Below are 23401 nucleotides of genomic sequence, written 5' to 3'. Positions count from 1 at the left end.
TTATTCATACCATTTCTCCATTAACCAAATAGTTGTTTTTTTCAAAGCATCAATGGTCTTGGTTTCAAGAACACATCGTGCATTTGTCTGCTCGGCAAGACTGAGCCTTTCCTTTAAATCAATTTCTCCGTCTCCAAGAGCCAGATGATTCCTGGGCGGAACCTCTGATCCGTCATGGATATGGAAATGGATCAAATGATCCTTATGACTCATTATGAAGGGAACATCTTTTTCGCCTGTGGCCTTTGAATGACCTATATCCCAGGTAAGCCCAAACTTTGGACTCTCCAGCAAAAACTCGATCGCTTTCTTTTCATAATCCCGAAATCCGTCTGTGTTTTCCACAGCAATCATGATATCGCTGTCCCCGATCCACTCCTCACATTTTTCGCGAAATACAGAAAATGACTTCATGTAGGTATCAAAATCCCGGTCATACATCTGCACTTTGCGATCAGGTAAAGTGATGAATATACCATGGTGCATGTGCATGTTGAGAGTGAGGGGCTGGCTCGCATCACCATAAAGGTCACGCAGCGGTAAAAGAGCTTTTGCCACCTCAATAGAACGCCTCGCTGTCTCAAGATATGCTTCCGAAACCAGACGGTTAAAATCTGCAATGTTCAGGTTTTCATCAAGATGAATTGTATAGTAGATCCCTGCCTTATCCGCGAGTTCAATAAGGCGATCAGTCTGCTCCAATTCGTCAACCTGATATTCAGGAAAGTTCATGTTTAATTCTATAAATTTGAGTCCAAGACTACTGCAAAGACTAATATTGTCCTCCAGAGTTTTGTTCTCAATAAGTGTTGGCATTCCAAACTGGATCATACATCACTCCCCATTATCGTATTGTTTCCTTAGATACTCTCTCAACCTGACCGGCGGCTTCTTCAGGAGTTATTTTCCCTGTTGCAAGCTCCTCAAGCGCATGACATACTGCAAGGCTCAGGTCTTCATACTTGATTCCTCTTGGCCCTGCAACATTGTTTTTGCCGTTTTCAATTATCACTTCAAGGTTTTTCTGGCCATCCTCGCTAAGCCCCTTGACGCTTAGTTCCATATCAGCTCTGGATGGCATATATTCAAGATATTGATTGACTAAAAGGTCCTGTCCTTCATTTACCAGATAGTCCATGAAGCGGAAAGCCGCTTCTTTCTGCGTTGACTCAGGGTTCATGCAAAGGACCACATCGGGATTTGCTGTTACAGGGGCTTTTTTCCCATCGCCATTCCAGTCGATCAGGAAAACATCGTGGTCTGCACCCTCTTTATCAAAAACAGCCCTTGTTTTCTCATCGCTTACAGTATACATGTTCATGGCCCAGGATCCGTTGGTGAACATGGATATACTGCCCTCACGCTGGAACATGTCATTAACAGTATCGTAGATTGGCATTTTAATAGCTTTGTCCTGGAACACTCCGCCCTCAAAGCAGTCCTGCCATATCTTAAAGGACTCTATTATAGGCTCTGATTCAAAGCTTGCCTTACCCTCTATAGCATTGTATAGAGTATCTCTGTCACAATCCGCCGCGATAGACATCCACATATCAAGATTCATCCATGAATCCTTGGCGCCAATCGCCAAGGGAAGTTGCCCGTTCTCACGAAGAATACGGCAGATTTCCTTCATTTCCTGATAGTTTACCGGAACTTCGCATCCATATTGCCTTAACATATTTACATCTGCCCACATATATCCGGCATAAGTCTGTCCAAGAGGAAGTCCATAGATTTTACCTTTTGAATCACTTACTCTATCAAGACATGAATCAAGAAATTTATCCTGCCAATTCTCTCCCCATTCTCTTTCACAAAAAGGAGTCAGATTCTCCTCAAAGATCCTGAATGTATCAAAGGCAGAACCGGTACTTATTCCATATACGTCAGGTCCATCACCATCTATCAGTTCTACACGCATATGTTCCTGATATGCATCTGATCTGGTAAAAACATATTTGACCTCTATATCGGGATTCTCTTTTTCAAACGAGTCTATGATCTTGTATATCGGACTATCCGGTCCGTAATCTGCCGGATTCCAGGTTTGAAAGGTTATGATTGTTTTCCCATCCTGCTCTTTTGGTTCACATCCGGAAAGAGTAGTTAAACATATGATCATAGCCAAAATACACAGAGCACTTTTTCTCATAAACGATTTCCTCGCATCATCCAATTAACATGCGTACTTTAAAAATATCATTTTCAGCTATATATCTGATATTGCTGCCTGTCTTATTCACAAAGTCAAGAACGCTTCTGGTTCCGATTCCATGGCCGTCCTCTGAAGCAATCGGATGCCCATCTTCATCAAGCTTAACCGGCCCACTACAGGAATTTGATATCTCCAAAAGAAGCTGCTGCTTATATTTGGCAGAAACTTCTATGAAACGCTCGGCTTCAGGGACCTTGTCGCAAGCATGGATCGCATTCTCAAGTAAGTTGCTAATGGCAATAGCCAGTTGCATCTCATCAACACCAACATTATGAGGAATATTGGCAGATACCTTTACTCTTATATTATTCCTCTCTGCAATGGCTACATAGTGCATAAGCGCTGCATTGACAGTAGTATTCTCGCAAAAGCTTCTGCTTCCCCTAGGCTCCTGAGACATACGCTCCTCAAGACATTTTTTGGCTTCATCCACTTTTCCGTCCTGTATCAGAGATAAGATAAGCGCTTCAAAGTGTCTCCTGTCATGGCGCATAGCTCTGTCCTGCCGAAGGATCTCCTCTGTAGCATTCAGACGCTCTTTCATGCTGTTTGTAGCCATTTCCAAAATAGCTGCATCCGATTTTAATTGATACTCCCTCTGCTTAAGTACTGTTGAGTCAACCAGTGCATAGAGCTTTCCGATAACTTCTCCATCTGCCGAAAGCTCTTTTTCCTCAGGTGTGTAATACTTATCGCCAATCTCAATGGTATCGCCTTTAATGATTGCTTCTCTTAAGGTATTAACGACACTCATTGGATCTTTGGTAATATCAGGATAAAGCTCTTTTGCATGCTCATTGTAATACTGAAGCTTGTCGTCAACATCAAGAGCAATAACTCCCTCTGATAACCTGTCCACAATATAATCTCTGGCCATATCAATGACCCCAAGAAGGTTATATCTGAATATGGCTATGAACATGGAAATAGTGATCGCAACATTTCCAAAAACAGTTAAGTCAAAGTAATATGTAATAAAGAAAACATGTGCAATCTGGAACAAATAGAGAATTGACGCAATGAGGAATCCACCGATAATGATAACGGCACGCCTTTTGGCAATTTTACCCTTGTGATATTTTATGGATCTGAACAGCATTGCTAAAACGATCACAATGACAACAGCCTGATACTGCATAAACGCCTTATGTACTATACCGGCTCTCTGCAAAAGAACCGGAAACATACCGGTCTTGTCGTACCAGATTTTGGAATAGTATAGATTATGGTTCTGAAATGTAAAAATGATGGCATAAACAAACACATCAATTAGAAGTAATGCTCTTACAAGGAACTTCGGAATCGAAATGTGACACAGCTCAGCAGAAATCATAATAATGGAAAATAAAATAAACGCTCTACCTGCATACGAGAACTTTAGAGCAGCAATATGGCCATCTTCAGTTTTTGAAAGAAGCTCCAGAAGATATCCGGTATTGTTGACCAGCATTGTGATGCAGTTGAGAAAAAGATATGCATGAAGCTTGTTCTTGAGGTTTCTAAATACAACAACCCCCTCAAAAAGCATAGCAAATATGCTAAGTATTATCGCTGCTAAAAGAAATTCCCTCATAGTCATTTCTGTTTATCCTTCATTCCATACACATGCATGCAGTTCATTACCCTCCATTCCATAATACTCTATCATTCGAGAAAAAACAGACCCAATCATACACTGATTTGGGTCCGTTTTACACTGATTTATTTAGTTTTGTTATACCGCGTCTTCCTTAAGGGCTTCTATGATGTTATCATCCTTGATCTTGCTTATGCTAAGAGCCATACTGATGCCCAGAATTCCAAAGACTGCGATCATTGTGACACCATATATGAGCCAGTCAGGATCGAAGGTAAGCAGCTTCATATCGAAGGTCGAGTACATAATGTAGCTGAGCAAAAGAGATATTGAAAGTCCCCAAATAAGCGCCTTTATGCCGTAAAGAAGCGTTTCAAGTCTTATCATCTTTTTAAACCCTGTATTGTCAAGGCCCACAGATTTATACATGGCGAACTCTTTTCTCCTAAGGAGCACTCCCGTTGAGATCGTGTTAACGATATTCGCAATAGCTATAAGGGTAAGAAGAATAGTGAACCCATACATAGCTGTCTTGAGCATCAGCGTGATAGCGTCCATAGCCTTTATTGAAGCGTAAAGGTTTGAACTGTAATAATTGTGGTATCCGCCCTCTTCCAAAATTGAATATATCCTTTCAAGGACTTCTTCTGGACGTGAGGTTTCAACTCCCAGATCCAGAACGAGCATATCTTCGGGAAGAACTTCTTTTGCTTTTTCAAAATACATGGAGGCAGGCACATAGACAGCAATATTGGTCTTAGGTGTCATGTTATAGATCTTGTTATTTCCGTCATATTTTACCAGTGCTGCAATCTCTATAGCTGGTGGATTTCCCTGCATCTTATCATAGTGAAGAACCTGTCCCAGGATCTTATCATTGAATACCTCGCTGGGCTTATTTTCACGGAAATAGTCATTGAGCAGAACACCTTTTAAGGTATCGCCATAGTATTCGTCCCTTTCAAGCCCATTATCTGTAAGGATCTTATCAAAATCCTCATCATCAGCTATAACCACATCCATGCAGTCTAATTTCAGGTCAACAAATCCACGCGAAAGGAACTTTTTATCAGCGATATCTGTGTTTGCCAGCTCGTAATGTGACTCAGGGGACTTTCTGAACAAAAACTGTATCATACCGGCGCTGTAAACATCATCAACGCCTTCTATCTGCTCTATTTCGCTCCTAAGTTTGTCACTTTCCGAAAGCAGGCAGGATGCTACAACCTGATACGGAAAATCAACCTCATACTGATTGGCTCTTGCAATTGAATTACAGAAAAAGTTGATCGTAAGGAACAAGATCACCGAAACCGCGATGGTAGCGGTAATAACTTTTCCCTTTACACCATTTCTTTTTATATTTTTGTAAGCAAGCTCCCCTTCATATCCAAAGATCTTGCGGATTAGAGGATTCACACGAAGCCCCTTTGCTTTTACTTTTACCACGTTGCTCTGCCTGAGGGCATCAATAGGCATAACCTTGGCTGCCCTGATGGCTGGAACAAAGGTTGAAATAAGTATTGTAAGAGCTGCAAAAAACACGATCGCTGCAATTACAGGAGGCTCACATACTACAGGTATACTGCCCCTCATCCCCTCTGCGCCTACAAAAATGTCAGCTTCAAGGATCCTCCTTCCAAGAAATGCCAGGGTGATCCTGGTTCCAATGTAGCCACACAATAGTCCCAAAGGAATACCAATGATTCCCAGAATGAGTCCTTCAAAATAAATTGAGGATCTCTTTTGCCTTGCTGTGGCTCCGACGCTGGCAAGCATTCCCAGATAGCGCATTCTCTCTGTAAGAGACATACCTATGGAATTGAAGATCAGAATGACTGATGTAGCGATCACGATCGCAAGTGCAACTGCCATCATTACGAAAAATGACCTGTAAGAGCCTCCGCTTCCTTCAAAAGCGAAGCAGCTAAGCAGATACTCTGTATTAAGATCGTACTTTTGGATCTCATGATCTGCGATGATGTGCTTGATCTGCTTAAGCGCTGTATGGTTACAGTTTTTTAGCAAGATTACCACCTGGGCCTTTTCAGAGTCAGGAAAATAGCCTTCATCCAGGCATCTTATAATATCCCAGCTTCCGGTAGGTTTGTTGCCGTGAAGAATTGCTGTCACTGTGCAGGTCTCAGTGGACAGCGCCTTGAACTGTTCATCTGACCTGTAGTTTCCTCCCAGGTATACTAATTTACCCTGCTCATCGTACATATATCTGTAGCCCTGCTCAAAGGTAAGGGTATCTCCGATTTTAAGATCCTCCAGGCCATTATCAATAAGGAACTGCTCTTCAACTGCTATCTCGGAGGAATTCTTTGGAAGGACTCCATCATAGTCTGATATTACCCTCATTGACATATATACAGGATCTGCCTGCTCAATATTTCCAATGCTAAAGCGCTCTTCTCTGCCGCTATTAAGTCTTACACCAGTTTTCTGCTCTGTTGTATCGCACAGGCCAACGCTTTCAATCCTGTCATCCTCTGACAGTGATACGTACTGCTGATACGTGATCTCACTGAACTGAGCATGTACGTTTCCGTCAGACTGTATTGACAGATAACCAAAGAACTTAAAGAAAGAAAATACACCCAAAATAATGGCGCTTATAAGTGCCGTTGATGCCGCGATTCCAAGTATTGTTACCACCGATCTTTTCTTGTTTCCAAGAAGGTGTCTAAGTGTCAGGGTTGATACAATATTCATGATGCCATCACCCCTTCTTTCTTTGAATCCCTTGTTATCCGGCCATCCTCGATGGTGATAACTCTGTCAGCGGAAAGTGCGATCTTTTCATCATGTGTGATGATGATAACCGTCTGGTTGTTTTCCTTGTTGAACTTTCGTAGAAGCGAAATGATCTCCTTACTGTTCTCAGAATCCAGGTTACCTGTGGGCTCGTCTGCAAGAAGAAGAGCCGGATGGTTCATAAGTGCCCTTCCTATTGATACTCTCTGCTGCTGACCACCGGAGAGCTGATTTGGAAGATGTGATAATCTCTCTTTTAATCCCAGCTTTTCCACAAGGTCATTAAGGAGCTTTTTATCAGGCTTTTTCCCATCCAGCAAAATCGGAAGTGTCATATTCTCTTCCACGTTCAGGATTGGAATAAGGTTGTAAAACTGATAAATAAGTCCGATGTTTCTTCTTCTAAAGATCGCAAGCTTGGTCTCATCAAGTTTTCCGATGTCCGTTCCTGCGATGTTGCAGCTTCCCGATGTAGGGACGTCAACCCCGCCAAGAATATGGAGCAGTGTGGATTTGCCAGACCCGGAAGGGCCTACGATTGCCACAAACTCTCCCTGTTCTATATCAAAAGAGACATCTTTAAGAGCATCAACTCTTGTCTCTCCTGTTCCATAAACTTTGCAAAGGTTTTTGATCTCCAAAATGTTCATTTTTGTTTTGTCTCCCTTCTTAAACATTTTTCATTGTCTAAGAAAAGTTTAGTTTTCCATGCTTACAATCCCGTGACTTTTTCATAACAATTCTGTAATATTACCCAATTTCAATGTTTCGCCCTTAAATGATCGTCTTATAAAACCGCACAGAGAACTTTGTCCCCACTCCTTCGGTGCTTTCAACAATAATGTCGCCATGCTGGCTGGTAATAATGGTCTTTGAAAGAGCAAGCCCTATACCAACGCTGTCCTTCCCGGCGTTTTTCCCTTTATAGAACCTTTCAAAAATATGCGGCAGGTCTTCCCCTGCTATTCCGCAGCCTGTATCTTCTATTGTGATCTCCTTGTAGATATTGGTATCCGACGTACTTATAGATAGCACATCCCCACTCTCCATATGTTCAATGCAATTTTTCACAATATTTTGAAGCGCTTCTATAGTCCAGTTTCTGTCACAGTTAAAAGAAATATCAGAGATCTTCTTTTTACAGCTGATATTTTTAAGTTCCATCTGAATTTCAAAGGCTTTTATGACTTCCTGAACAAGGAGCTCAGCCTGTATTTGTTCAGGCTTCATGGTTATGGTCCCTGCATCGATCTTTGATAATTTTAAAAGCGTCTGAATAAGCCAGCTCATCCTGTCCAGCTGATTTGACTGTGTTGTAAGAAATTCTTTTCGTTTCCCTTCATCACCCTCTGTCTTTAAAAGATCGTTCATGACGATCATGGATGTCAGAGGAGTCTTGAGCTGATGACTGATATCTGCTATGGCATTTGAAAGTGCCAGCTTATCTTTTGATAAAAGCTCTTTTTGATAATTAAGAGTAGATGTTGCCTTGTAGATGTTTGTCTTAAGAAGTGACAGTTCGCCCTCTTCCTGATCAAGAATGCCGGGAGCCTCATCTCCGGCAAGAACTCTCACAAGATATGAGTTCAGCCGGTCGATGGCAGCATATCTTCGCCTAGTTATTATCACAAAGCCTGTTGTAATGCCCATTCCCAGTAGCAATATCAGAAAAAATGCAGCTATACCACAGATAGCATATCCACATACAGAAAGAGCAGCTGTAAATACAGCTGCCGTAATAAACATAAACTTGAATTCCTTATTTCTGAACATCCTGCAATTCCCCACTCATGCAAACTCTATGTTACTTTTCAAGTATATACCCAAGTCCTCTGACAGTTTTAATGATCTGAGGGTTAGCCGGATCTTTTTCTATCTTATCCCTGAGTCTTTTTATATAGACAGTAAGAGTATTGTCATTGACAAAATCTCCGCTCACATCCCACATCTCTTCAAGAAGCCGGCTTCTTGACATGACAACGCCCCTGTTATTATAAAATGCTAACAGCAATCTGTATTCCAGGGCAGTAAGCTCAACCATTTCCTCTTTTTCAGTGGACTCATCCAATAAGCCAACTTTGGCTTCTCCAGTATGAATGCGGACGTTTTTTATTTCAAGGATCCCGCTTCTCTCCGCTCCGGAATTAGCCACCCCTTTGCCACTTCTCCTAAGAACAGTCTTTATCCTGGCCATAAGCTCATTGATCCTGAAGGGTTTGCACACGTAATCATCTGCACCCATCTCAAGGCCCATGACCACGTTTACTTCTGCATCGCTTGCTGTCAGAAAGATTACCGGAACATCCTCTTTTTCTTTGATGAATTTGCAGACATCATATCCATTTCCATCCGGAAGATTTATATCAAGGATGCATATATCAAATGTATTTATGATAAAGGCGTCTTGCGCTTCTTCCTTGGTCTTCATATGGACAACATCATAGCCCTCTTTTTCCAGAGAGTACTTAAGCCCCATTCCAATTGCGTCATCGTCTTCAAGTAAAAACAGCTTCATTTCATGTGCTCCTTGTTCATCTATATATAAAGATTATACGCAGAGTAGTGCTAATAATCCATATGAAGCAAGTCCCAGGCTTGCAGCACAACAGCTTGGTGCATCAATAAAGATATCCAGTTTAGTCGCCCTGAACAAAAAACCAACGAGCTGGAAAACTACCGGATTTAATATCACGCACCATATTGGAGCATTGATAAAGCCCATAATAATAAGCACTATGACAGCGATCGCCGGAATAATGACCAGCATTGAATAAAGTGCGAAAAACGGAACATAAATCTGCTTAAAGGTTGACTGGATCACATCTTCAGCCAGTTTCTGATCAGCTTTTGCAATGATCTTTCGGTATATAGTCGGCTGCTGGCAGAGGAATGTATGAATCATAAATCCACCCATGGCTCCAATCAGGAATATGACTGTGAGAACTGTTGCAATTACCGGATGCCCCTTATGGAGTGTCATCATCACTGCAATGAATCCGCAGGAGTACATAGGCACTGCAAACATCGCTAAAATTGCCGACCATACAAACCTCCAATGTGCCATGTTTTCCCATTCACTGTCGATTATTCCCATTTTCCCGAGTTTCTTATTCTGTGGTCCTTTTAAATCCAGCAAAAGATCTGCTACAGCACAGATAAGACCGCCAATAATTCCAATTACTGCCAATATAGTATTCATTTTCTCCTCCAATACTTTATGAAGCCTTCTGTACGAGTGGCTCTGACTGATGCTCACCTGCAAGATTATTAAGCCAGCGCTCTTTCTTCAGCCAGAAATGGAATATAAGAGTCCTTACAATGTCCAGAAGCTTTACGCAAAGGTACATCTGTACCGGCCCGATATCGGTATATCTTGCAAGCAGGAAAAGCATAGGAAGCATGACCGCTATTGTTATTCCGGCATCTGCATATGCGCCCATCTTCGTATCGCCACCGGATCTTGCAATGGCCTGCTGTGCGTTTACAAGTACCCATACAGGCATAAAGAATGCCATAAGTATTACCATGCTCCTTGAAATTGCAATAGCACTCGGACTTAGCTTTCCAAACACAACAGGAATGATAAGTGTTGTAGCAAATCCGACAAAAGTCATGGCAACGCCAAATACGACAGCTCCTGATAATAGCCATGTTTTTTCTCTGCGGGCTTTTTCAAGATTTCCCTCGCCAAGGGTTTTTCCAATTATTACAGTAGTTGCAGAGTAGATTCCGCCAAATGCTACAAAAAACAGATTAGCTATGGCAAAACTCGATGCCATACCTGAAACCACATCTGCTCCTCCTCTTCCGTTATAGATAGCTGTCGTTAATGTTTCTGAAAGAACCCAGGTCATCTCACAAAACAGCATCATAGCGCCTTTTCTTATTATTTCTTTAAACAGCTTTCCATCTACCATGAAATCTCTGTTAAAGCGAATTGAAAAATCAGGTCTGCTTTTAAAATAAATACATACAAATATTACAAACTCCAGTGTTCTGGCTATAACAGTTGCATAAGCAGCTCCTCGTACCCCAAGTGCACGGAATCCAAAATTTCCATAGATAAGAAGGTAGTTGAATACCGTATTTGTAAGTGTAGCAATAACTGTTACTATAAGAGGTGTTTTAACTTTTCCCATATCCCTAAGTGAACTGGCAATGCTCATAGAAATGCACATTGGAATTCCTACAACAGACATAATTCGTATGTATGGAACTGCCTCATCAAGAATAAGAGGCGCCTGTGTGTTTCCAATAACCATAAGTGACAGGATTTCTCTTGGATATACAAGGCACACCATAAGGTATGGAATGAGCGCCACAAATCCTGCAAGAAGTTTAAACATAAACGCCTGCTGCATTCCGCCATGGTCTTTTGCACCGAAAAACTGCGTAAGGAATATTCCTCCGGTCATGGTGATCGTGTTAATTAAAACCATAAACACAAAAAGCACCTGACCTGCAATATTTACACCAGACATTGATATATCACCAAGTCCTGAAACCATAAAATTATCTATAAGTGATACCATGCTTTGTATGAGCTGCTGAAGCATTATAGGTACTGCTATCGCCAGCACATTTTTATAAAATTTTCCATCTCCAAAAATCTCATTCGTTTTTTCCATCACATTAATTCTCCCTAACTCTAATCTGATCGCTCACCATCCCACAATCATTACATTATCACCAAATAAAAAACAGACCCTTTATTTCACTCAAATGGGTCTGTTTTACACTTATTTATAACTATCTCTGAAAGATTAAAAAACTGATCCTTGTAATCAGATGTGTAGGATCTTAGCAGCTCCTCAACATATCCCGGTGGAAATTCAGCAAGGAAACGCTGCTCAGCAGCAATCTTATCAATGTATTCTTCAATTGCATCAATTCCCGTTTTGCCTTCGATTGGCGCTACCGTAGGATAATCCATCGTAATGATCGTCTCCTGAGGAGAAAATCTTGGAGAATAAAGCTTGAAGAACCCCGGAATAGCCTTTAAAACAGTATCATTCAGATTACGATTGCCATATGAAGAAAATGAAGATATAAGGACCTTATATTTTCCCTTGGCACGTTCTACCTTATCCACAACCTCCTGAAACCCTACTTCATACAGGCTTCGTACATCCGTCTGCTGGCGGGTTGCAAGGCCATTTGCATTCATAGACACAGCTTCATGAATGCAATATAAAACCGCTTCCATCAGATGCTGTGCTGCCTCATAGGTAACGGAAGTGCTCTCACCTCTGGTATATAGATCAGTTAATTCCGCAACTATTGGAATAAGCTCTTCCGGATTATAATTCATCAAAATCGTCTCCTAAGTTTAGTTTCTCACGTTTATATCGGTCAGCCCAGTTCTCTCCAGCTCGGACTTTTCTAGCAAAATCCTCCAGTGCTGTTCCCTCAAGATATTCAAGATCACCACCGGACTCGTTTTCGTAAGCGTTTTTCATTATCGTGAGCAGTTCTTCGTCTGAAACCATATCCATTGATTCATTCTTGTACAGGAAAAAGATCTCCTGCAAGCGGGCAAGAGTTTGGGCATAATCTTCCTGATTGATAAATGAAGAATCCGCAAATGCACGAATAAGCTTGGGGCTTATGCTATCGCCAAATTCAACTCGCCTTTCCGCCTTCAAAATATCTCCTCTGGCAGCCACCAAGGCCGTTGCCTCTTCCTTCGTCAGTGTAAGCCCATTTTCTTTGCTGGTCTCATTTGTTTCCAAAATCCGGTTTACCTGATAGTCTTCAGATAGTTTTTGCAAATAGTTATTCTGCAATTATTCCTCCTACATATGATCCATACACAACCTGCATCCATCCTACAGTAATTCTGGCAGAATTCACACCCTCTTCATCGCTATAAAATGATAAAAACTCATGAAACATTTTTGTATCAAGCTTATTACTCCATTTATTTCTGTCAAGGTTTTTGTGTATGTAATCTGCCTTGTCAGAAATGAACCTATCCCGGTTTTCATTGGCAGCATAATCATAGTCAAGAGTTTCAAGCCACTTATCAAATCCGGCATTAAACTCATCAATATAAGTCATGTCGTCAAATACATAGCTGTGCCCCTTGTCTTTTAGCTTCATAAAAGAAAATCTGGGATCGTCTTTGTATTTGTCATAGTAAATGTCGTATCCATAGGATATTCCTACAACATTATCGTCTTCACTGTGAACTACCATGACTCTGGTATCGCTTGATTTAAATCCCCTCATGGCTGTTGCACTTGCATACTTTCCGAATTTAATTCGCTCATGAATCCTTATACAGGGCATCATAAGAGCTGTTAATGGTCCAAGCTGCTCTTTAGCACCAACCTCAAAAACATCAGATGACTTGTTGCATCCGGATACAGCGATCACTGCTGCAACTTCAGGATGATACTCAAGGACACTGCAGGCGCTATATGCTCCCCAGCTATGTCCAAAGAGCATGATGGGGACATCCGGGAAATCATCATTATTCTCAACAAAGCTAATTGCTTTATCAAGATCTATCACGCCCTGCGGTATTCCGCCAATAGTGCTGCCTTCACTTTCATCATTACCTGTGACATCATATGCAAAAGCGTAATATCCATTCCTGGCAAAAAAGTTCGCGACTTCCAAATAGAAATTATGACCTGACCCAAATCCATGAGCTATAACAACTATCCCATTAGGTGCACTGTTAGTACTATATAGATATCCGGAAAGCATCTGTCCCTTGTCTGATGCAAACTCATAATGAGTTGCGTTTAGTCCCTCAAAATCTGAGACCTTAAGGGATGTAGGCTCATATGTATCCAGTCTTTTACCGAATACATTGTTGTAGCAGTACACCGAAAATCCATAGTCCAGACCAATAAGTAAAACCAGCGTGATCATAACTATTGTAACAATTTTCTTAATCTTAAACCCATTCATATCCTGACTCCGTTACAGCAATCAGTCAAGTGCCATATCAGCAGCTGCTGTTGCATGTATAATTGTTGTGTCATATGTCGGAAGTGCGCTGTCCTCATCTTTTATGAGCATACCAATCTCGGTACAGCCAAGTATCACGCCCTCAGCTCCTTTTTCCTTCATATCTTCAATAATCCGCTTATACTCATCTCTTGATGAATCCAAAACTTTCCCAAGACAAAGCTCGTTGAAAATTACATCGTTTACAAATTCCATATCTTTGGACTCAGGAAGCACAACTTCAAGTCCTGCATCAACAAGCTTGTCTTTAATAAAGTCCTGCGTCATCGTAAATCTGGTCCCAAGAAGACCGACTTTCTTTATACCATCGCGCTTTATTGCATCAGCGGTAGCATCAGCTATATGAAGGATTGGTATGCTTATTTCCTTTTCGATATCAGGAACAAGCTTATGCATTGTATTTGTTGCTATTACGACGAAATCAGCACCGGCTCTTTCAAGTCTTACTGCAGCATCTGCCAGTATCACAGCATTTCCTTGCCAGTAGCCATTCTTCATATTTTCTTCAAGCTCAGCAAAATCAACGCTATACATTAGAATTTTTGCGCTGTGAAAGCCTCCAAGGCGCCTTACCACCTCTTTGTTTATGATCTCATAATATGTAACAGTACTCTCCCAGCTCATACCGCCAATAATTCCTATGGTTTTCATCTTATCCCTCCGATGTCTTTTCTTATTTCAGTTCTAAAATCGTCCTGCCAGCCCTTGTATCCTGCCAGTTCACCTCCAAAACAATCATCTTTATCATACATGCTTTTTCCGGTATTTCCGAAAAATCTTTTCATCCAAAATAAGTGACTCGGGATTTCCATCTTTCTTTTCATCTTCTTATCCTCCCGTAAATAAACAAAGTTGTTATTCTTTTTCCGATCATCAATTTATCACCAAACAAAAAACAGCCCCGAGATTACACTCATTTGGGGCTGTTTTTCACTGATTTATATTATTTTTTAAACCAAAATGAATAATGATACTTCTTTCTAAAGCCGAGCCTCTCATAGAATTCCATATCGGAAATGACGTAAGCTCTTTTTGCTCCAAGCTTTTTGGCTCTGCCCAGCGCTTCAAAGATAACAGCCTTAGCAACGCCTTTTCCTCTATATGAGGGAATAGTGCATACAGGCTCAACATAAACATAGTCAGTCTCTGTCATATACCATAGCAGACAACATGCCACCATTTCTCCCTTTTCATTGACCGCAGCAACACCTAAATCCTTGTTAAAATGCTTCCTGATCCTTGGAATGATTTCTTCTTCACGCTCAAATTCTGCTTTGTCATAGCCATGGTCAAATCCCTGCCAGAAGAGCCATTGAAGTTCATAAGCATTTTCCATCGGATCCGGGCAAAAGAATTTAAGCCCGTCCGGAAGTTTCGCTTCAAGCGCATCATCAAGCTTTCTCTCCATTATGATCTCATCCTGATCGGCAATTTTAAATCCCAGTTCTTGAACCATCTCTATCTCAGCGGGATTTTCATCACAGATTGCCATTCCAAAACCGGAATCGTCTTTAAGCTCATTGCAGGCATATTTCAGAACGGCCTGATATAAATCTTTATACTCCGGAAGAACTCCGCAAAAGCCCTCACCAAAATACATATCGTAAATTGCAGCGCCAACAATTTTGTCATCCACAATCCAAAGGCCAATGGAGTTCTTTAAGCTCTTATCAAATTCAGGATGTTCAATCATCCATTCAAGTCTCGCCCAGTTCCAGTTAATGTGGCTATCATCTTTCTCATTTAATGCAATGAGAAAACCACATAATGCATCATACTTGTCATCTGTGTAGTTCTTGAATTTAATATCAGTTCTCATTCTTATTTACATCCTCTTTGATCTTTCCAAGGTAAATACAATAGACAATTGCTGCAACAATTGTAACCCCAACATAAATCTGATCCACAAGTGCGTTGTCAGCCCCAAACATAGAAAAGGCATCAATCATTGAGTGGGCTATTATGCATGGAAAAATGCTCCCACTCTTATAAAAAACAAATGTAAGGATAAATCCCCAGGAAACCGCAAAGATCATCTGAACTATAGTTTCAAAGCTTGTCTGTCCTGTAAAAAGGTTAATAATGTGTCCCATACCAAAAGTCAGTGAAGAAACAATTATAGCTACTGCTGCCCTTTCCTTTGACAACATTGCTGAAAAAAGAAAGCCCCTAAACAGCATCTCTTCCACAAAGCCAACCAGAATCATAGAAAGCACTGCAATAACAAGCTCAATTCCGTGATAAGACAGTGCAAAACCATCCCAAAGATTTCCGGTCGCCAATATCCACATAGGGATAAAGTATAAGAACCTTTTTGTGTTCTTGGGCCATGAAGCTAATCCGCATTCTTTTTCCAGATGATTTCTCTTTACGAAAAAAATGATTCCATTCGCAAAGACAGTTATACCAAGCAGCATTGCAATGCTCTGATATCCAAAATTTCCTTTTAAGTACGACATAACAACGCAGTACAAAACGATGCACAAAACCGCAAATAATATCCTGTTCTTTTCATACAGCTTTCTCATTTATGCTGTCTCCTTTTAAGCTCTTATACGGCGATTCTATCTTGAAGCAACCTGCACAAATCCGCCGCATTTCCATTCACTCCATCAAATCTGTAATCCACAGCTTCAGAATCAAACAATCCATGTTTCCTCTCAAGCATCTGCTCAACAGGTGCCGGCAAGTTTCCATGCATTCTCTCCTTAAAACGTTCCTTTATAGTATCAATATCAGCTGTAACCAGCACCTTTACTGCTCCATCAGGCAGAAAACCAATGTGTTCCTGATCAGCTATAATATAAATAATATTTTCCTTGTTGATGGCACTCCTAAGCTTTTCCTTAAAAAGAGCTGTTGCTTCACTCTCGCTCTTGGCCATTCTGAGATAGTCTTTACCTGTTATCACCTCAGCTCCTATTGTTCTCTGTATTTCATTTGCAAGTGTGGATTTTCCACTGCAGTTTTCACCTATAATTCCTATGACCATTGTCCTCTCCTTCTGTTCGTTCATCACTTCTGCTAAAGCATTTTCTTCAGTTTAAGACACATATAATACATTCCATCTGAAGATCATATGGTTCATCTTCCACATAGGAAGAAATGGGGTCAGAACTGAGACGGAACCCCATAGCGGAGTAAAAGTTTATCGTTTCCTCAGATGAACAACAGGATGCATACAAGGCATGCGCTCCTCTCTTCAGGGCTTCCTGTCTGGCGACTTCAAGCAGGGATCTGCCAATTCCACGACGGCGGTAATCCGTGGACACATGAAAGCTATCTATGATGAGTCGCCCTTTATTTAGCTTGGGGATCAGCATAATCTCGCCAACCACACAGTTTTCCTCAAACGCACAGTATGTCACATATTTCCCACTGAGAATATCCTCTGCTTTTTGCAGGCGGCGTGTAGCATCCCAATCCTCGGTGAAAGGGTTGTAAACCAATATCATTTTCCCATCATGCAGACTATACACATTCTTCACTTCCTGATATCGCTGAAAGTCTTTCAGTGAATCGCGTGTGAAGTTATGTTTGTCAGCAAGCTTAATTTCCATATAATATTATTCCTTCCATTATGCCTATTTTCACTTACTACCTTCGTTGTAGACAATGAATCTTGGTCCTTCTTCTCCAATCTTTCCATTAGGCTCAAATCCACATTTCTTCAGGACTTTCTGAGACGCAACATTGTCAGGATCTGTCTCAGCCTCTACAGCAACAATTCCATGGTGATCAAATGCCCATTGTAATGCCAGCTTAACAGCCTCTGTCGCATAGCCATTTCCCTGAAACTCTTCTAAAATTCCATATCCGATTTCAGGGTTGTCTTCCTCAAGTCCTTTGAAGCACAAATCTCCGATGTGCGTCCCATCTGTCTTTTCTATCATCCACATAGCATACCAGTCCCACTGGTCTGGATGCGCAAGGCACCCATCAAGCATTTCACCGTATGCCTTCTTAAGTTCATCATCCTTTTCTGCCAGGATGCTGCTCTCCATCTGTTCTCTATTGGCAGGATAAATCCTTATTCTATATGTTTCCATCTTAATTCTCCTGTCATCAATCAAAAATCTGTCCGGGAAGCTTTAATTTCTCCTTCGGAGGGAATGTCTTGTCAAACTCCTCAACATCTGCATCTTCGACATAGTATCCCTTAGGGGTCTGATATACCCCTGTGATGCCATCAAGATATCCCGGGATCAATTCTCTGCACAGGAAAAATGACGCATCCTCGCCCTCCGGAAGGTCATGGTATCTGATTCCAAACTTGCTTGCATAGTCAAATCCGCAGTGGCTGTAGAATCCGATATTCCCTTCAAAAAGAACTGCTCCAAATCCCATCTCTGCAGCCTTTTCAAGGGAATAATCCAAGATAGCCTTACCATAGCCTTTTCTCTTTAATTCCGGTGTAATTCCAATAGGTCCCATGGTAAGCACATCTATAGTTCTTCCATCATCTGCCTCAATAACAGTTTTCATGAACATGTTCTGCCCGATCAGCTTCCCATCCTGTTCCATAACAAAGTCAAGTTCAGGGATAAATGCAGGGTCATCTCTTAATACATGAATTACATAATGCTCACTGCACCCGGGACGATACACGTTCCAAAACGACTCTCTAACTAAGTTTTCAACTTCTCTATAATCTTTCTTTTCTTCTAATCTGATTATGTAATTACTCATTGTTTTCTCCTCTATTTGCTATCATTACGTTTTTTCCCGTTTTAAAAGAAGCATTCCTTTTATTGTCGTTAGAATAAAAGCAAGAGATGTGGCATAAGCAGCTCTTGTTATTGCCAGAACAAGTACCGTTATTACACTAATTCCCATAGACAATGCGATCATTACTCGCTTTGATTTTTCAAGGTTAAAATAGTTTAGAACTACTATGACGATTCCTGTCATCACAAGTGTTAAAAACAATCCCCAGTAAATTACCCTGATATCAGCCGAAACATCGCTGTATTCAAGCAAACTCACAGCAAAAACTGATCCATCTGCCGGATGCGGAAACAGCGGAAGGAATATCAGTCCGCATACCATCAGATCAACTAATCCCATAATATAATCCAATACTCTGTGAATATTTGCCCTGTTCTCTTTTTCTGCAATAGTTACAAGTTTTTCACTTGAAAGAAGCTCGTCTATTGAAACAGAGAAATACTTAGATATCTCTTTTAACGAATCTATACTAGGATAACCTCTTCCAGACTCCCACTTTGAAATAGCTGTTCTAGAGACAAACAAATCCTCTGCAAGTTCCTCCTGCGTCATTCCTTTGCCGTTTCTCAGTTCCAATAGCTTTTCGCCAAATTCCATAAAAGATATCTCCTTTTTAGGATTCACTTATGCATGATAGAACGAAACCCTTGTACAAATAATACAAGCCAATGCTTAACAGTACTGAGCCTATGATATCCGTAAACCAATGGACTCCGGATAACAGCCTTCCCACAACCATAAAAAGCGAAAATAAAACTGCTAAGACGTTAATAATCTTCTTTGCCTGATCATTATTCAGCCTCCGGGAAGTCTGCTCAATCAGTGTCGGCATAACACTAAGTACAAGTAGCGTAGTAGATGAAGGATATGATGCCTCCATAACACCTTCTATAGGAATTGGCCTGTAGTTTATAGGTATCATCTCAAAAATCAGATATGCAAAAATGACAATAATATAATAGATGCCAAGAATTAAGATATCCTTATCCACTTTGAGCAGGCTCTTTCTACTTATTAGTTGTATAAAGCCAACACCTCCAAATATCATACATATAATTATTGGTACAAGCCCAAGCCAATCAGTGATTGTATAAAGGGTCATATTGACTCCGGTCAATGCATGAAATTTGGTATTAAAATCAGCAAATCCTATGTCTGTTCCATTCTGTCCCACCGGCTGAACATCGATTGTCATTATAAGTACTGTCCATAAAACAAACATTGCGATCAAGATGCAGCCAATTAGTAAACTCTTCTTTTTTGTTTTCATTTTTTGATCCTCTCTCTTGAAAAATTTCCTTCCGGCTTCTTCAAAGTAGCAAAGGTCATGAAAAACTAAAAGAATCGTTCAGTAACATAGATGATACGCTTCGTGTCATCCGCATGGATACTGCTTTCCCAGCATTTATACATCTGTGTTCATTATGAGATCAAAAGCTCCCCAATTTCTATATGTGGGTTCCTATATCTGGCGGAACTCTTCTCTCTATTATGGTGGATAGCATTCTTAGGGCAGTTCTGAATACAAGCTCCGCAGCTTATACAATTCTTTGAAAAGAGCGGACGACCATTTTCAATATGTATATTACCCATCGGACAAAGTCTTGAACATGTGCCACATCCCGTACACGCATCGTTCACGGTAACTTCTTCTGTAATACCATTTCCTATAGGAAACTCATACTTTTTCTTGTGGCTGCTTGTAATAAGTTTGCTTAAAAGCGAATTCCTTTTAACGTGCTTTTTCTTTTCAACTATATCGCCCACTATCTGGTCAATTGCGTCCTGCTGCTTTTTGCTATCGCCTTCCTGTTTTTTCATGTCAGCAAAAGTAATGCAGTTCTCGGCCATTAAAACTGAATTAATATAGTCGAACTTTCTTCCATTTGCCAGAGTGATCTTGTTTACCTCGTTGCAAACAGATCCGGCAAAACATCCGTAAGTTGCTATGGCGAAGAGATAGTTGCACTCCACCTTCAGTTTCTGCAAAAACTCCTCAATATATGGTGGTATACAAAGTCCGTAAACCGGAAATACTATACCCACAACATCATCTTTTATCTCATAGATTCCCTGTTTGATCAGCTTGGGAATAGATAAACACTCTCCTCCCAAGCACTTGGCCACATACAAGCAATTTCCAGTTGAGCTGAAATACAAGTTTTTCATTCAATATCCTCCAAATGTTTAAAACATAAACTGTATAGTAACTATACCCTTTGGAGAAAATAAAACATGAATTACACTAATTATTTTGCTTTTTACACTGATTTATCCAGATCATCAAGCGCCTTGTCAAAAGCTTCAAGGAACTGACTCATGCTATCCAAAGTACTTTCAGGTATTTGGTCAAGCATAGCTTCATACATAGTTCCCATGTTTTCATGCATCTTGCGGTGATCATTCCTTGCCGCTTTACCTTTTTTAGTAAGATACAGGCACACAGCCGCATCAGAATCTGGAGACACTCTCTTCTCCATAAGATCTCTGTCCACGAGCTTGTTGACCATCTGTGATACAGCGCCCTTAGTAATTCCGCGCACCTTGGCAAGTTGTGTGATGTTGATCCCCTCACTATCTCCAACTATGGCTATTGTATGGATTTCAGGCTGAGTAAGGATTATATCCTTGCAGTAAACCTGAGGCTTTTTTTCATATTGAATGTATTTATGGATGATTCTCTCCATTAACCAGGCAAGTTCCTTGTAGCTGTTCATAGCTCACGCTCCTAATTTGTGATAAATACGATACTCTGCTGAATATGTCTTTTGTATATAGGATACCATTACAAAAGCCACTATCACAGATAAAATATGACTTATCAGAAACGCAAACCATACTCCATTTAAGCCAAAGAGCTGTTTAAAAATATAGGCAGTTGGAATTCTGAACACTATGTAATAAAGAACCAAAAGAACCATCGCCATTCCCGGCTTACCAACTCCCGTAATATATCCCTGCATACAACTTGTGAGCATGTACAGAACATAGCCAATACTGATTATTGAAAAGAACCTTGATACTACCTGTGCGACTTCAGCCCCCTGTCCAAAAACTGCTGTGAGCTGACCTGAAAAAAGAATCACTAGCACGCTTGTAATTGCAATGAGAGAGCCTCCTATGATCATGCTGGATTTCAGATAATCCATTGCCCTGTCATGCCTTTTTGCTCCAACACATTGTCCCACTATTGATGTCACTGCCATACACATTCCTGTCGTAGGCATAAACATTATAAGTTCAAGATTTCTGGCGACTCCAAAGCCTGCTATAGTGTTCATTCCAAATGAAGAGATGAAAGAAATCATAAAAGCAGAACTAAGCGGAGGCATGATTGACTGTACTGTAGTTGGCACAGATAAACGGACCATGGTTATGGCATCATTCATATTGATCTTTTTAAAATCCATAGAAAACATCTTTTTCTTTTTGTGATAAATAATGGCGTAAACCAGGCATAGAACTTCAGAAGCCACTGTAACAATTGCTGCACCGGCTAATCCATAACCTTTTATTGCAAAAGGATCAGCAACTGCATTAAACACTGCTGTGAGCATCATACCTTTCATCTGAAACATTGGATCCCCAAATGCTCTAAAGATTGATGTAAACACCATGTAAATAAATAACGCTGCATTTCCCAACAAATAGATTTTTAAATATGTTGCAGCATCATAGAAAATAATTTCCGGTGTTCCCATAAGAGCCAGTATCGGATCAACAAGTATCTCGCCTAAGATGAGAAGTACAACTGAGAAAATGGTGGACATTGCTATAACGGTCCCTACTGCCCCCGGAATATGTTTTCTGTCATCTGCTCCTACAAGATTAGCTATCATAACTGAAATACCGTTACCGACACCCATTGAAATGGAATTTAAAAACAAAACAATCGCCGTTCCAGCGGTGAGCGCCGACATCCCCAGCTCTCCAAGCAGGTTTCCGACCCACAAGCCATCCACCATGTTGTAGATCATTAGCATGATCATCCCAACCATAAGTGGAGCAAACATCTTGATAAGTGACTTATTTGTTTCACCATTGATAAAATCTATTTTGCTATTCATTTTTTCCTCCTTCTGTATAGCTGCTATACTGTTTAGTAACTATACACTTTGCGAAATAAAAAAGACTCCTTGCACTTATTTGGAGTCTTTTTACACTGATTTTTAATGCACTCTACTTTTTCATTTTTTCAGGTCTTTTGCCATCATGTATTCTGTAATTCCGGGACGGTACAGGTTTGGAATTTCTCCAACTTGCTGATAGCCGTTTCTTTCATAGAACCGCTTTGCTTCCGGATTATAATCCGCGACAACAAGGAAAAACTTGTCTGCCATTTCATACGCAATATTTTCAGAAAAATCCAGCAGAGCCTTGCCGATTCCCTTGTTCCTGTATTCTTCCTTCACGGCGATGATGTGCAGGTATGGAAAACTGTGAAACGCTCCTTTGGGAATGATATATGTAAAGCCAACGCATTCTTCACCGATGAACGCCACATACAAATTTTCTTGGCGAATCCCTTCAAGTATCGCGTCTTCCGCGCTTCCCGGCGATGAAAAGTATTTTTCGCCGAGCATTGACCGGCAAAGTGCGTCCCTGCAATCCTTCAGATGCTGTTCGCTTGCTTTTATAAATGTTATCTCGTGCATTCTAAACCTCCCCAATTGTCCCGACCGGTTCTCCTCTATGTTTTGAATAAAACACAAACTCCTTATCGCGCTTTATTTCTTTATAGCCAAGCTTAGTATAAAAGCTATTTGTCCTGACATTCCAAACAGGAGTATCCAGTGTATACTCCCTTACTTCTGGGAACATATTCTCCACTTCCCGCATAATAAAGAGCCCATACCCTTTTCGAAAATGCTCCGGTGCAACGAATATCCTGCCAACATTCAAAACATCATTTTCTAAAAAAAGGATTGCTCCGCCAACAATGAGTCCATCATCTGTCAATTTATACAAGTGCCCGTGCCGTGCCATTTTCGTATGAAATTGTAATGACATATATCCGGGAGGCCCTCCCGGTGATGCAGCACCGATCAATACATCACTGTCAAATGCGCGCTTCGATATACCGTTCAATGAAAGAGCATCAGAAGTACTTGCCTTTAATAACTGTAAACTCATATTGC

General features: G+C 40.8%; 27 protein-coding genes. All 27 read right to left on the bottom strand.

Annotation, left to right across the window (positions count from 1 at the left end; all coding sequences use genetic code 11):
• Window positions 1-831 carry a sugar phosphate isomerase/epimerase family protein gene (locus tag G590_RS0100290; protein WP_022763664.1) on the bottom strand — a complete coding sequence of 277 codons (831 nt, stop codon included), beginning with the start codon at window positions 829-831 and terminating at the stop codon, window positions 1-3.
• Window positions 832-844: 13 nt separating this feature from the next.
• Window positions 845-2155 (bottom strand): ABC transporter substrate-binding protein, encoded by a 1311-nt coding sequence (locus G590_RS0100285; RefSeq protein ID WP_022763663.1) that lies wholly within the window; start codon window positions 2153-2155, stop codon window positions 845-847.
• Between the two features lie 16 nt (window positions 2156-2171).
• Window positions 2172-3797: a histidine kinase N-terminal 7TM domain-containing protein gene (locus G590_RS20215; RefSeq protein WP_022763662.1), complete on the bottom strand. Its 1626-nt coding sequence runs from the start codon at window positions 3795-3797 to the stop codon at window positions 2172-2174.
• Between the two features lie 135 nt (window positions 3798-3932).
• Entirely contained in the window at window positions 3933-6512 is a 2580-nt protein-coding gene (locus G590_RS0100275; RefSeq protein ID WP_022763661.1) for an ABC transporter permease, read from the bottom strand.
• Window positions 6509-7204, bottom strand: a complete 696-nt coding sequence (locus tag G590_RS0100270) for an ABC transporter ATP-binding protein (protein WP_022763660.1) — start codon at window positions 7202-7204, stop codon at window positions 6509-6511. The genes G590_RS0100275 and G590_RS0100270 overlap by 4 nt, the downstream gene beginning before the upstream one ends.
• 124 nt (window positions 7205-7328) lie before the next feature.
• Window positions 7329-8327 carry a sensor histidine kinase gene (locus tag G590_RS0100265; protein ID WP_022763659.1) on the bottom strand — a complete coding sequence of 333 codons (999 nt, stop codon included), beginning with the start codon at window positions 8325-8327 and terminating at the stop codon, window positions 7329-7331.
• A 31-nt stretch (window positions 8328-8358) separates the two neighbouring features.
• Window positions 8359-9069 carry a response regulator transcription factor gene (locus tag G590_RS0100260; protein ID WP_022763658.1) on the bottom strand — a complete coding sequence of 237 codons (711 nt, stop codon included), beginning with the start codon at window positions 9067-9069 and terminating at the stop codon, window positions 8359-8361.
• A gap of 33 nt (window positions 9070-9102) precedes the next feature.
• A complete protein-coding gene (locus G590_RS0100255) occupies window positions 9103-9753 on the bottom strand; it encodes a DUF6796 family protein (RefSeq protein WP_022763657.1) in 651 nt (216 codons plus the stop codon).
• Window positions 9754-9769: 16 nt separating this feature from the next.
• Window positions 9770-11182, bottom strand: coding sequence for an MATE family efflux transporter (locus G590_RS17840; RefSeq protein ID WP_022763656.1), 1413 nt, complete (start codon window positions 11180-11182; stop codon window positions 9770-9772).
• 86 nt (window positions 11183-11268) lie between these two features.
• Window positions 11269-11865 (bottom strand): DUF6179 domain-containing protein, encoded by a 597-nt coding sequence (locus G590_RS17835; protein WP_022763655.1) that lies wholly within the window; start codon window positions 11863-11865, stop codon window positions 11269-11271.
• A complete protein-coding gene (locus G590_RS17830; RefSeq protein WP_022763654.1) occupies window positions 11855-12340 on the bottom strand; it encodes a DUF6323 family protein in 486 nt (161 codons plus the stop codon). Before G590_RS17830 ends, G590_RS17835 begins: the two co-directional genes overlap by 11 nt.
• Window positions 12330-13475 (bottom strand): alpha/beta hydrolase, encoded by a 1146-nt coding sequence (locus G590_RS17825; RefSeq protein WP_022763653.1) that lies wholly within the window; start codon window positions 13473-13475, stop codon window positions 12330-12332. Before G590_RS17825 ends, G590_RS17830 begins: the two co-directional genes overlap by 11 nt.
• A 21-nt stretch (window positions 13476-13496) precedes the next feature.
• Complete coding sequence (locus G590_RS0100230) at window positions 13497-14186, bottom strand: aspartate/glutamate racemase family protein (RefSeq protein WP_022763652.1); 690 nt, start codon at window positions 14184-14186, stop codon at window positions 13497-13499.
• Window positions 14183-14359 (bottom strand): hypothetical protein, encoded by a 177-nt coding sequence (locus tag G590_RS21230; RefSeq protein ID WP_022763651.1) that lies wholly within the window; start codon window positions 14357-14359, stop codon window positions 14183-14185. The genes G590_RS0100230 and G590_RS21230 overlap by 4 nt, the downstream gene beginning before the upstream one ends.
• A gap of 119 nt (window positions 14360-14478) precedes the next feature.
• Window positions 14479-15354 (bottom strand): GNAT family N-acetyltransferase, encoded by an 876-nt coding sequence (locus tag G590_RS0100220; RefSeq protein ID WP_022763650.1) that lies wholly within the window; start codon window positions 15352-15354, stop codon window positions 14479-14481.
• Window positions 15344-16063: a CPBP family intramembrane glutamic endopeptidase gene (locus G590_RS0100215; protein WP_022763649.1), complete on the bottom strand. Its 720-nt coding sequence runs from the start codon at window positions 16061-16063 to the stop codon at window positions 15344-15346. The genes G590_RS0100220 and G590_RS0100215 overlap by 11 nt, the downstream gene beginning before the upstream one ends.
• A 23-nt stretch (window positions 16064-16086) precedes the next feature.
• Window positions 16087-16551, bottom strand: a complete 465-nt coding sequence (locus G590_RS0100210; RefSeq protein ID WP_155828703.1) for a hypothetical protein — start codon at window positions 16549-16551, stop codon at window positions 16087-16089.
• A gap of 22 nt (window positions 16552-16573) precedes the next feature.
• Entirely contained in the window at window positions 16574-17095 is a 522-nt protein-coding gene (locus G590_RS20210; protein WP_022763647.1) for a GNAT family N-acetyltransferase, read from the bottom strand.
• A gap of 30 nt (window positions 17096-17125) precedes the next feature.
• Entirely contained in the window at window positions 17126-17584 is a 459-nt protein-coding gene (locus G590_RS17815; protein ID WP_022763646.1) for a GNAT family N-acetyltransferase, read from the bottom strand.
• A gap of 16 nt (window positions 17585-17600) precedes the next feature.
• The gene (locus G590_RS0100195) at window positions 17601-18224 is read right to left on the bottom strand and encodes a GNAT family N-acetyltransferase (protein WP_022763645.1); all 624 of its coding nucleotides are present in this window, start codon (window positions 18222-18224) and stop codon (window positions 17601-17603) included.
• 24 nt (window positions 18225-18248) lie between these two features.
• The gene (locus G590_RS0100190) at window positions 18249-18860 is read right to left on the bottom strand and encodes a helix-turn-helix domain-containing protein (RefSeq protein ID WP_022763644.1); all 612 of its coding nucleotides are present in this window, start codon (window positions 18858-18860) and stop codon (window positions 18249-18251) included.
• A gap of 16 nt (window positions 18861-18876) precedes the next feature.
• Window positions 18877-19533 (bottom strand): phosphatase PAP2 family protein, encoded by a 657-nt coding sequence (locus tag G590_RS0100185; RefSeq protein WP_022763643.1) that lies wholly within the window; start codon window positions 19531-19533, stop codon window positions 18877-18879.
• Between the two features lie 152 nt (window positions 19534-19685).
• Window positions 19686-20432: an EFR1 family ferrodoxin gene (locus G590_RS0100180; RefSeq protein ID WP_022763642.1), complete on the bottom strand. Its 747-nt coding sequence runs from the start codon at window positions 20430-20432 to the stop codon at window positions 19686-19688.
• A gap of 92 nt (window positions 20433-20524) precedes the next feature.
• Window positions 20525-20980, bottom strand: a complete 456-nt coding sequence (locus G590_RS17810) for a MarR family winged helix-turn-helix transcriptional regulator (protein WP_022763641.1) — start codon at window positions 20978-20980, stop codon at window positions 20525-20527.
• A gap of 3 nt (window positions 20981-20983) precedes the next feature.
• Complete coding sequence (locus tag G590_RS17805) at window positions 20984-22330, bottom strand: MATE family efflux transporter (protein ID WP_022763640.1); 1347 nt, start codon at window positions 22328-22330, stop codon at window positions 20984-20986.
• Window positions 22331-22450: 120 nt separating this feature from the next.
• The gene (locus G590_RS0100165; protein ID WP_022763639.1) at window positions 22451-22918 is read right to left on the bottom strand and encodes a GNAT family N-acetyltransferase; all 468 of its coding nucleotides are present in this window, start codon (window positions 22916-22918) and stop codon (window positions 22451-22453) included.
• Between the two features lies 1 nt (window position 22919).
• A complete protein-coding gene (locus tag G590_RS17800) occupies window positions 22920-23396 on the bottom strand; it encodes a GNAT family N-acetyltransferase (RefSeq protein ID WP_022763638.1) in 477 nt (158 codons plus the stop codon).
• Window positions 23397-23401: the final 5 nt, after the last annotated feature.

It is taken from the genome of Butyrivibrio sp. XPD2006 (genome assembly GCF_000420865.1).
Lineage (GTDB): Bacteria > Bacillota > Clostridia > Lachnospirales > Lachnospiraceae > Butyrivibrio.
The sequence above is the reverse complement of the archived record's forward strand: the minus strand, read 5'-3'. Positions and strand labels throughout refer to the sequence as shown.

Coding starts and splice junctions, on each gene's coding strand:
- G590_RS17815 (WP_022763646.1), bottom strand. CDS start 17,584: ATGGAAACATATAGAATAAGGATTTATCCTGCCAATAGAGAACAGATG.
- G590_RS0100260 (WP_022763658.1), bottom strand. CDS start 9,069: ATGAAGCTGTTTTTACTTGAAGACGATGACGCAATTGGAATGGGGCTT.
- G590_RS20210 (WP_022763647.1), bottom strand. CDS start 17,095: ATGGAAATTAAGCTTGCTGACAAACATAACTTCACACGCGATTCACTG.
- G590_RS0100215 (WP_022763649.1), bottom strand. CDS start 16,063: ATGAGAAAGCTGTATGAAAAGAACAGGATATTATTTGCGGTTTTGTGC.
- G590_RS0100275 (WP_022763661.1), bottom strand. CDS start 6,512: ATGAATATTGTATCAACCCTGACACTTAGACACCTTCTTGGAAACAAG.
- G590_RS0100180 (WP_022763642.1), bottom strand. CDS start 20,432: ATGAAAAACTTGTATTTCAGCTCAACTGGAAATTGCTTGTATGTGGCC.
- G590_RS0100265 (WP_022763659.1), bottom strand. CDS start 8,327: ATGTTCAGAAATAAGGAATTCAAGTTTATGTTTATTACGGCAGCTGTA.
- G590_RS0100210 (WP_155828703.1), bottom strand. CDS start 16,551: ATGAACGAACAGAAGGAGAGGACAATGGTCATAGGAATTATAGGTGAA.
- G590_RS17800 (WP_022763638.1), bottom strand. CDS start 23,396: ATGAGTTTACAGTTATTAAAGGCAAGTACTTCTGATGCTCTTTCATTG.
- G590_RS0100270 (WP_022763660.1), bottom strand. CDS start 7,204: ATGAACATTTTGGAGATCAAAAACCTTTGCAAAGTTTATGGAACAGGA.
- G590_RS0100165 (WP_022763639.1), bottom strand. CDS start 22,918: ATGCACGAGATAACATTTATAAAAGCAAGCGAACAGCATCTGAAGGAT.
- G590_RS17805 (WP_022763640.1), bottom strand. CDS start 22,330: ATGAATAGCAAAATAGATTTTATCAATGGTGAAACAAATAAGTCACTT.
- G590_RS17835 (WP_022763655.1), bottom strand. CDS start 11,865: ATGAATTATAATCCGGAAGAGCTTATTCCAATAGTTGCGGAATTAACT.
- G590_RS17825 (WP_022763653.1), bottom strand. CDS start 13,475: ATGAATGGGTTTAAGATTAAGAAAATTGTTACAATAGTTATGATCACG.
- G590_RS20215 (WP_022763662.1), bottom strand. CDS start 3,797: ATGACTATGAGGGAATTTCTTTTAGCAGCGATAATACTTAGCATATTT.
- G590_RS0100230 (WP_022763652.1), bottom strand. CDS start 14,186: ATGAAAACCATAGGAATTATTGGCGGTATGAGCTGGGAGAGTACTGTT.
- G590_RS21230 (WP_022763651.1), bottom strand. CDS start 14,359: ATGAAAAGAAAGATGGAAATCCCGAGTCACTTATTTTGGATGAAAAGA.
- G590_RS0100185 (WP_022763643.1), bottom strand. CDS start 19,533: ATGAAAACAAAAAAGAAGAGTTTACTAATTGGCTGCATCTTGATCGCA.
- G590_RS0100285 (WP_022763663.1), bottom strand. CDS start 2,155: ATGAGAAAAAGTGCTCTGTGTATTTTGGCTATGATCATATGTTTAACT.
- G590_RS0100190 (WP_022763644.1), bottom strand. CDS start 18,860: ATGGAATTTGGCGAAAAGCTATTGGAACTGAGAAACGGCAAAGGAATG.
- G590_RS17840 (WP_022763656.1), bottom strand. CDS start 11,182: ATGGAAAAAACGAATGAGATTTTTGGAGATGGAAAATTTTATAAAAAT.
- G590_RS0100220 (WP_022763650.1), bottom strand. CDS start 15,354: ATGAGAACTGATATTAAATTCAAGAACTACACAGATGACAAGTATGAT.
- G590_RS0100255 (WP_022763657.1), bottom strand. CDS start 9,753: ATGAATACTATATTGGCAGTAATTGGAATTATTGGCGGTCTTATCTGT.
- G590_RS17810 (WP_022763641.1), bottom strand. CDS start 20,980: ATGAACAGCTACAAGGAACTTGCCTGGTTAATGGAGAGAATCATCCAT.
- G590_RS0100290 (WP_022763664.1), bottom strand. CDS start 831: ATGATCCAGTTTGGAATGCCAACACTTATTGAGAACAAAACTCTGGAG.
- G590_RS0100195 (WP_022763645.1), bottom strand. CDS start 18,224: ATGAGTAATTACATAATCAGATTAGAAGAAAAGAAAGATTATAGAGAA.